Origin of the sequence: Cryobacterium sp. RTC2.1 (genome assembly GCF_035018685.1) — a bacterium.
GTDB lineage: Bacteria > Actinomycetota > Actinomycetes > Actinomycetales > Microbacteriaceae > Cryobacterium > Cryobacterium glucosi.
This window is the reverse complement of record NZ_JASJXJ010000194.1, coordinates 1-5,982: the sequence shown is the minus strand read 5'-3', so window position 1 is coordinate 5,982 and position 5,982 is coordinate 1. Positions and strand designations below refer to the sequence as shown.

Here is a 5,982-nt window from a genome sequence, read left to right as displayed (position 1 = left end):
GGGGGGAAGGACCCCGCCGGGCCGTTCTGGTGAATCGTTGTCGACTAGTCGGCGACGGCTCCACCGAGGCGGAGGCCGCTCTCGGCGTCGAAGACGTGCAGGTGGTGCGCGGTCGGCGTCAGGTAGACCGTCTCTCCGGCGTTCGGGTGTGAACGGCCGTCGACGCGGGCGACGATGTCGGTGCGCTTGCCCTCGACCGTGGAGTGACCGTAGAGGTAACCGTCGGCGCCGAGCTCTTCGACCAGGTCGACGCTCACCTCGAGGCCCTCGCCGTGCGTGGTCGAGAGGTGGATGTCCTCGGGGCGGACACCGATGGTGACCTTCGGGCCGGTCGCGCCGGCGATGATCTCGCGGGCGACGGGGATCGTGGCGGTGCCGAACTTGATGCCACCCTCGACGGTGTCCGCGAGGAAGAGGTTCATGGCCGGGCTGCCGATGAATCCGGCGACGAAGACGTTGTTCGGCTTGGCGTACAGGTCGCGCGGGGTACCGACCTGCTGGAGCACGCCATCCTTGAGGACCGCGATGCGGTCACCCATGGTGAGGGCTTCCGTCTGGTCGTGGGTGACGTAGACGGTCGTGACGCCGAGGCGACGCTGCAGCGAGGCGATCTGGGTGCGGGTCTGCACGCGGAGCTTGGCGTCGAGGTTCGACAGCGGCTCGTCCATGAGGAACACCTGGGGCTGACGCACGATGGCACGGCCCATGGCGACGCGCTGACGCTGGCCACCCGAGAGGGCCTTCGGCTTGCGGCTGAGGTACGGCTCGAGGTCGAGCAGCTTGGCGGCTTCGAGAACGCGGGCGGCGCGCTCGTCCTTGTTGACGCCGGCGATCTTGAGCGCAAAGCCCATGTTCTCGGCGACCGTCATGTGCGGGTACAGCGCGTAGTTCTGGAAGACCATCGCGATGTCGCGGTCCTTCGGGGGAACATCCGTCACATTGCGCTCACCGATGAAGATGTTGCCGTCGTTGACCTCTTCGAGGCCGGCGAGCATGCGCAGGGACGTTGACTTTCCACAGCCGGAGGGACCGACGAGGACGAGGAATTCACCATCGGCAACCGACAGGTCGAGGTGGTCGACCGCGGGGCGGGTGGAACCCGGGTAGAGACGGGTTGCTTTGTCAAAGGTGACTGAAGCCATTTTCGGTATTCTCCTTCACCGGCAGGTACGTGCCGGACGATCCGTAGTGATGGGATTTATTGTCGGCCTGCGCATCATGGCAGGATCCGACTGTTCCAGTATGACACGCCCGAACAGGGGGTCTGCGGCGGTTTTGCCCAGCGGACGCGTCGCAAGGCAGCCCCTGTCTGGTCATTTCCCAGACTGGAGTCCTATTATTTGGAGGGCATTTACATAGGAAATGTCGATCCAAAGACCTACCCGAAGCGAGCATTCATGACTATTGGCGGATCTGGCGAGAGTCGACCTTCCCGAAATAAGCGACGCGACGCGGTCCGCACGAAGGCTACCCAGCTGCGTGTCGAGCAGAAGAAGAAGAACCGTCGCAACCGGTTCCTGCTGCAGGGCGGCATCCTGGTTGTCGCACTCGCGATCGTCGCGGTCATCGCACTCGTCGTCATGAATTCGATCCGCCCCGCAGGCCCCGGCCCCGCGAACATGGCCAGTGACGGCGTTCTCATCGGCGAGGGCATGAAGGTCACCGAGACCACGGCCCTCAAGGCCGGCGCCGACGCCGTGCCGTCCACACCGGATGCGACCGGAACCGTCGCCGACATCCGCGTGTACGTCGATTACCTGTGCCCGTTCTGCGGCCAGTTCGAAACGACCAACAGCGACCAGATCGTGAAGTGGGTCACCTCGGGTGCCGCAACGGTCGAGATCCACCCGATCTCTATCCTGACCAGCAAGTCGGCTGGAACCCAGTACTCGCTCCGCTCGGCGAACGCTGCCGCGTGCGTCGCCAACTATTCCCCCAATGACTTCTTCACCTTCAATGCCGCACTCTTCGCGAACCAGCCGAAGGAAGGCACCGCAGGGCTGGACGACGCAGCGATCATGGGGCTCGTGACGAGCTCCGGAGTCGCGTCATCCGTTTCGGAGATCAATACCTGCATCACCGACGTGCGCTACAAGGCCTGGGTCGTCGCTGCGACCAACCGGGCGTTGTCCGGGCCGCTGCCCAACACCACGGTCGAGGCCGTGACCGGCACTCCGACCGTGGTCGTGAACGGCAAGCAGTACTCGGGCGCCCTCGATGACCCCAAGGAATTCGCCGCATTCGTGCTGCAGTCCGCCGGAGAGACCTACTCGACGTCGACGCCGACGCCCACGCCGACCCCGGCGGGCTGATCCTCGACGGGTCCGCAGTTTTCGTCCGCAGCGGGCTCCCGACCGGCGGATGCTGCCGGTCTGGCCCCGCGGAGCCCGTTCGTCATTTAGGATTGGGGACCGAGGCGGGAATCCGCCTCATGCCGGCCTGGCGCAATTGGTAGCGCACCACTCTTGTAAAGTGGGGGTTACGGGTTCAAGTCCCGTGGCCGGCCCCACACCCCTTGAAAACACTGGGATCCACGCCGATCCGGTCATGATGAGCGGTTGTCTCGCCGAGAATCTCGCCTATCCCGGTACTGCGGCGACTGCCGGAACCCGATCGTGTGGTCGAGCAGATCCTCCCACTCGACCAGCAGTAGGTACGTGCTCTGCGACTCGAGAGACCGCGACAACGACACGCTGAGGCATCCGGGCATGGAGGCGATGATCGGGCGAGCCAGGGTGAAGGCTCGCTCGAATTCAACTTCTCGTCCGGCGATGATGGGCAGTAAGGCGTGTTCGGTGAGCACGAGACCAGTGTGCCATTCGGGGTGGCTACGCTGACTCACATGAACGCAGAGGAACTCGCTCGGGAGGTAGATCGGCTGGAGAGATTGAGGACGCTACTCGCGGCCCGGAACCGCATCGAGGAGGTTTCTCGGGCCGTCGTCGCCGCGCCGAGTGACGATGACGCCGCGGAGCGAGTCCGTCGCCTTCTGGGTTGCTCAGAGATCGCAGCGCGGCACGTCATCTCGACACCGTTGCGCATGTACCGTCGCGGTGACGCACTCGCACGGGAAATCGCGGACCTTGAGGAGTACTTGACTGGCGTGGTGCCGCTGGACCCGGCGGTGTCCACGCGCGCCCTGGCTGACGGTACCGAGAACGTAACGGCCGCTCATCCGCTCGCGGAGCTGGAAGCCGGCGAGCCGAGCATCCCTCTCGAAGATATCGTCCGGGACCCGGGCATCCCATTGGACTAGCCCCGAAGGGCGTCCGAAATTCTTATTCGGTGACCAGCCCGATTGCGCACAGTGCCGCCAGTGCAGCGTTCAGGGCTACCAGCGTGCAGAATCTTGACGTCACTGGTCCTGAGTTGATCCCTCCGCGGGCGGATGCTCGGCCAGGCAGAAGAGGTTGCCTTCCGGGTCCGCCAGTGTGGTCCACTGCACGTGTGGGAACTCGTCCAGGACGTCCCACTGGTAGACGGCGCCCAGGCCGAGGAGACGTTCGACCTCAGCACGTCGTGACCCCCACGGGACGGTGAGGTCCAGGTGGGCGCCGCGGCGATTCGGATGGGGGGAGTCACAAGGCCGGAAGAACATCCCGAACCCGTTCGCGCCGGCCGGCGGCAGGTAGACGCTATCGCCACCGGGTGAGGGTGTCGCTCCGGTGACCGACGCCCAGAAATCGGCAAGCGCAGTCGGGTCATGTGCCTCGAGGTTGATCGCGCCAAGGGTGATTTGGGGAGCCGTCATCTCGCCGACGCTAGCACGCGTCCGACACGCATCTCTGGACAGCGGATCCGCGAATGTGGGAGGTCTCCGGTCCAAACGATTGCGACCCGCTCCCGAAGGCGGTTTGATGGACCGGCCCGAGATTCGGATTCCACCAGCGAAGGAGCAGAGATGTCATTCCAGGCCTACCTCGACAACATCGAAGACAAGACTGGCCTGACCCCGCGCGAGTTCATCACCCTCGCCCACGAGAAGGGGTTCGACGACCCGTCCACGAAGGCCGGCGTGATCGTCGACTGGCTGAAGGCGGACTTCGACCTGGGCCGAGGTCACGCGATGGCCCTCGTGCACGTCATCAAGAACGGCGAGAAGATCGACGCCAAGCACGTCGGGACCGGGACCACGCACAGCGATGCGTCCGACACGCTCTGGCTCGACGGGAAACTGAACCGCCCCGGGTGACCGGGTGCACGCAGCCGTCGCCAAGATGTCGTAGTTTGACACTGCAGGCAGACGCCGGGCGTGAAATGGTCGATGATTGCATAGTCGCGCTCGAACGCGCCATCGCGTCGACCGACGCCGCCAGACCAGAGGGACGCACGCCCATGCCGCACGACGCGATCGCCCGGGAGGGAGACCGGTGACAGCAGAGCGCTCCGGACTGCTCGGCTTCGGTCGAACCGCCTGGTTCAGGCTCGCCGTGGCCATCATCCTCGCGATCGGCCTGCTCGCCGCCGCCGTGCTCGCCGCCAAGGGCCTCCGCTCGCTGCCGGCCGTGCAATCCTTCCTGACCGACTTCCCGGGAACGTCGCAGCTGCCGTCCGGGGCGCCCGTCGGCTTCCCGGCCTGGCTGGCCTGGCAGCATGGGCTCAACGTCTTCTTCCTCCTCTTCATCGTGCGTTCGGGCTGGCAGGTCCGCAGCGCCGGGCGGCCGACCATGTTCTGGACCCGGCGCAATACCGGGCTGATACGCACGAAACAAGCGCCCACCCGGATGGGCATCAACGTCTGGCTGCACCTCTCGGTCGACGTGCTCTGGGTGCTCAACGGGCTCCTCTTCTACGTGCTGCTCTTCGTCACCGGCCAGTGGGTGCGCATCGTTCCGGTCAGCTGGGACATCATTCCCAACGCCGTGTCGGCCGCGCTCCAGTACGTCTCGCTGGGCTGGCCGGTCTCCGACGGCTGGGTGAACTACAACGCCCTCCAGACCCTGAGCTACTTCACCATCGTGTTCGTGGCCGCTCCGCTCGCGCTGGCCACCGGCATCCGCCTCTCGCCGCTCTGGACGTCACGCCGGCTGAGCGAACTCGTCCCGCTCCGCCCGACCAAGGCGGTCCACGTCGGCGTGATGATCGTCTTCCTGGTCTTCGTCGTCGTGCACGTGACCCTGGTCTTCGCGACCGGGGCGCTCCGTAACCTCAACCACATGTACGCCGTGCAGAGCGACGACGGCTGGACCGGATTCTGGATCTTCGCGGCCTCGGTCGTCGTGATGATCGTGGCCTGGTTCGCTGCCGGCCCGCGCCTGCTGCGGGCGATCGCCTCGCTCGGCGGCACTGTCATCTCGCGCTGAGTCGCACCGGCGTCGGTCAGCGCTCCGCAGACTCCTGCGCGGCCGCCTCGACGCGTTCCCGGTAGTCCTCCCACCAGGCGCGGTCGGCCGGCGGCATATTGTCGTTGCCCTGCCGGAGTCCGACCTCCCCGTCGATGAGCTCTCGGACGAGGTCGGCGTGTCCGGCGTGCCGGTGCGTCTCCGCGATGAGGTGAACGAGGATCTCGTGCAGGCTCGCCGCGCTCCGATCGCCCGTCCACCACGGCACCCGGCCGATGGTGTCGAGCGTGAGCGCCTCGATCGTCGCGCTCGAGTGCGCCCCGACCCGGCGGTAGAGGGTGATGAGCGACTCGCGGGACTCGTCCGGCTTCGCCCACATGTCCGCGTTGAACTCGACGTCGTCCGCCGTCCACGGCAGCGGTTCCGGGAAGGGCCGGCCGAAGACGAGCCCGAGATACCCGGCCTCGACGCCGGCCATGTGCTTGACGAGTCCGAGCAGGTTGGTGCCGGTCGGCACGAGCGGGCGCCGCACGTCGTACTCGCTGAGCCCGTCGAGCTTCCAGATCAATGCTTCCCGACCCGACACCAGGTACCGCGTCAGATCCGTCTTGGCTGCAGTCTCCGTTGCATCAGTCATCCCGCCAGCCTCGCAGACCCGGCTCGGCGGGCCAAGCGATCCGTGCTGATCCGGTCCGACCCG

9 protein-coding genes and 1 tRNA gene are annotated in these 5,982 nt (G+C 66.0%); 6 read left to right on the top strand and 4 right to left on the bottom strand.

Features of this window, described 5'->3' with window-relative positions:
* Positions 1-44: 44 nt before the first annotated feature.
* Positions 45-1,142 carry an ABC transporter ATP-binding protein gene (locus tag QN357_RS17250; RefSeq protein ID WP_134450030.1) on the bottom strand — a complete coding sequence of 366 codons (1,098 nt, stop codon included), beginning with the start codon at positions 1,140-1,142 and terminating at the stop codon, positions 45-47.
* 255 nt (positions 1,143-1,397) lie between these two features.
* Between QN357_RS17250 and QN357_RS17245 the strand changes: the two genes are divergently transcribed.
* Both QN357_RS17245 and QN357_RS17240 read left to right on the top strand, forming a co-directional pair.
* Positions 1,398-2,312 carry a DsbA family protein gene (locus QN357_RS17245; protein WP_323505265.1) on the top strand — a complete coding sequence of 305 codons (915 nt, stop codon included), beginning with the start codon at positions 1,398-1,400 and terminating at the stop codon, positions 2,310-2,312.
* A 121-nt stretch (positions 2,313-2,433) separates the two neighbouring features.
* Positions 2,434-2,509, top strand: a tRNA-Thr gene (locus QN357_RS17240).
* 36 nt (positions 2,510-2,545) lie between these two features.
* Here the strand turns inward: QN357_RS17240 and QN357_RS17235 are convergent.
* Positions 2,546-2,803 (bottom strand): antibiotic biosynthesis monooxygenase family protein, encoded by a 258-nt coding sequence (locus QN357_RS17235; RefSeq protein WP_134450039.1) that lies wholly within the window; start codon positions 2,801-2,803, stop codon positions 2,546-2,548.
* Positions 2,804-2,842: 39 nt separating this feature from the next.
* On the opposite strand from QN357_RS17235, the gene QN357_RS17230 reads away from it, so the two are divergent.
* Positions 2,843-3,256, top strand: a complete 414-nt coding sequence (locus tag QN357_RS17230; protein ID WP_323505264.1) for a hypothetical protein — start codon at positions 2,843-2,845, stop codon at positions 3,254-3,256.
* Between the two features lie 99 nt (positions 3,257-3,355).
* Here QN357_RS17230 and QN357_RS17225 read toward each other — a convergent pair whose 3' ends face one another.
* Entirely contained in the window at positions 3,356-3,751 is a 396-nt protein-coding gene (locus QN357_RS17225) for a VOC family protein (RefSeq protein ID WP_134450041.1), read from the bottom strand.
* 150 nt (positions 3,752-3,901) lie between these two features.
* Here QN357_RS17225 and QN357_RS17220 point away from each other — a divergent pair, with 150 nt between their 5' ends.
* From QN357_RS17220 to QN357_RS17210, 3 genes are read left to right on the top strand one after another with little or no spacing between them, the layout of a single operon-like run.
* Positions 3,902-4,192, top strand: a complete 291-nt coding sequence (locus QN357_RS17220) for a DUF4287 domain-containing protein (RefSeq protein ID WP_134450042.1) — start codon at positions 3,902-3,904, stop codon at positions 4,190-4,192.
* Positions 4,193-4,227: 35 nt separating this feature from the next.
* Positions 4,228-4,374 carry a hypothetical protein gene (locus QN357_RS17215; RefSeq protein ID WP_166787424.1) on the top strand — a complete coding sequence of 49 codons (147 nt, stop codon included), beginning with the start codon at positions 4,228-4,230 and terminating at the stop codon, positions 4,372-4,374.
* Entirely contained in the window at positions 4,371-5,303 is a 933-nt protein-coding gene (locus QN357_RS17210; RefSeq protein ID WP_166787425.1) for a hypothetical protein, read from the top strand. The genes QN357_RS17215 and QN357_RS17210 overlap by 4 nt, the downstream gene beginning before the upstream one ends.
* Before the next feature lie 16 nt (positions 5,304-5,319).
* Here the strand turns inward: QN357_RS17210 and QN357_RS17205 are convergent, their stop codons facing one another.
* Positions 5,320-5,919, bottom strand: a complete 600-nt coding sequence (locus tag QN357_RS17205; RefSeq protein WP_134450043.1) for a DinB family protein — start codon at positions 5,917-5,919, stop codon at positions 5,320-5,322.
* Positions 5,920-5,982 lie beyond the last annotated feature (63 nt).

What these genes read in the sequence shown, in the direction of transcription:
- QN357_RS17225 (WP_134450041.1), bottom strand. Translation starts at nt 3,751, where the DNA reads ATGACGGCTCCCCAAATCACCCTTGGCGCGATCAACCTCGAGGCACAT.
- QN357_RS17250 (WP_134450030.1), bottom strand. Translation starts at nt 1,142, where the DNA reads ATGGCTTCAGTCACCTTTGACAAAGCAACCCGTCTCTACCCGGGTTCC.
- QN357_RS17220 (WP_134450042.1), top strand. Translation starts at nt 3,902, where the DNA reads ATGTCATTCCAGGCCTACCTCGACAACATCGAAGACAAGACTGGCCTG.
- QN357_RS17205 (WP_134450043.1), bottom strand. Translation starts at nt 5,919, where the DNA reads ATGACTGATGCAACGGAGACTGCAGCCAAGACGGATCTGACGCGGTAC.
- QN357_RS17230 (WP_323505264.1), top strand. Translation starts at nt 2,843, where the DNA reads ATGAACGCAGAGGAACTCGCTCGGGAGGTAGATCGGCTGGAGAGATTG.
- QN357_RS17245 (WP_323505265.1), top strand. Translation starts at nt 1,398, where the DNA reads ATGACTATTGGCGGATCTGGCGAGAGTCGACCTTCCCGAAATAAGCGA.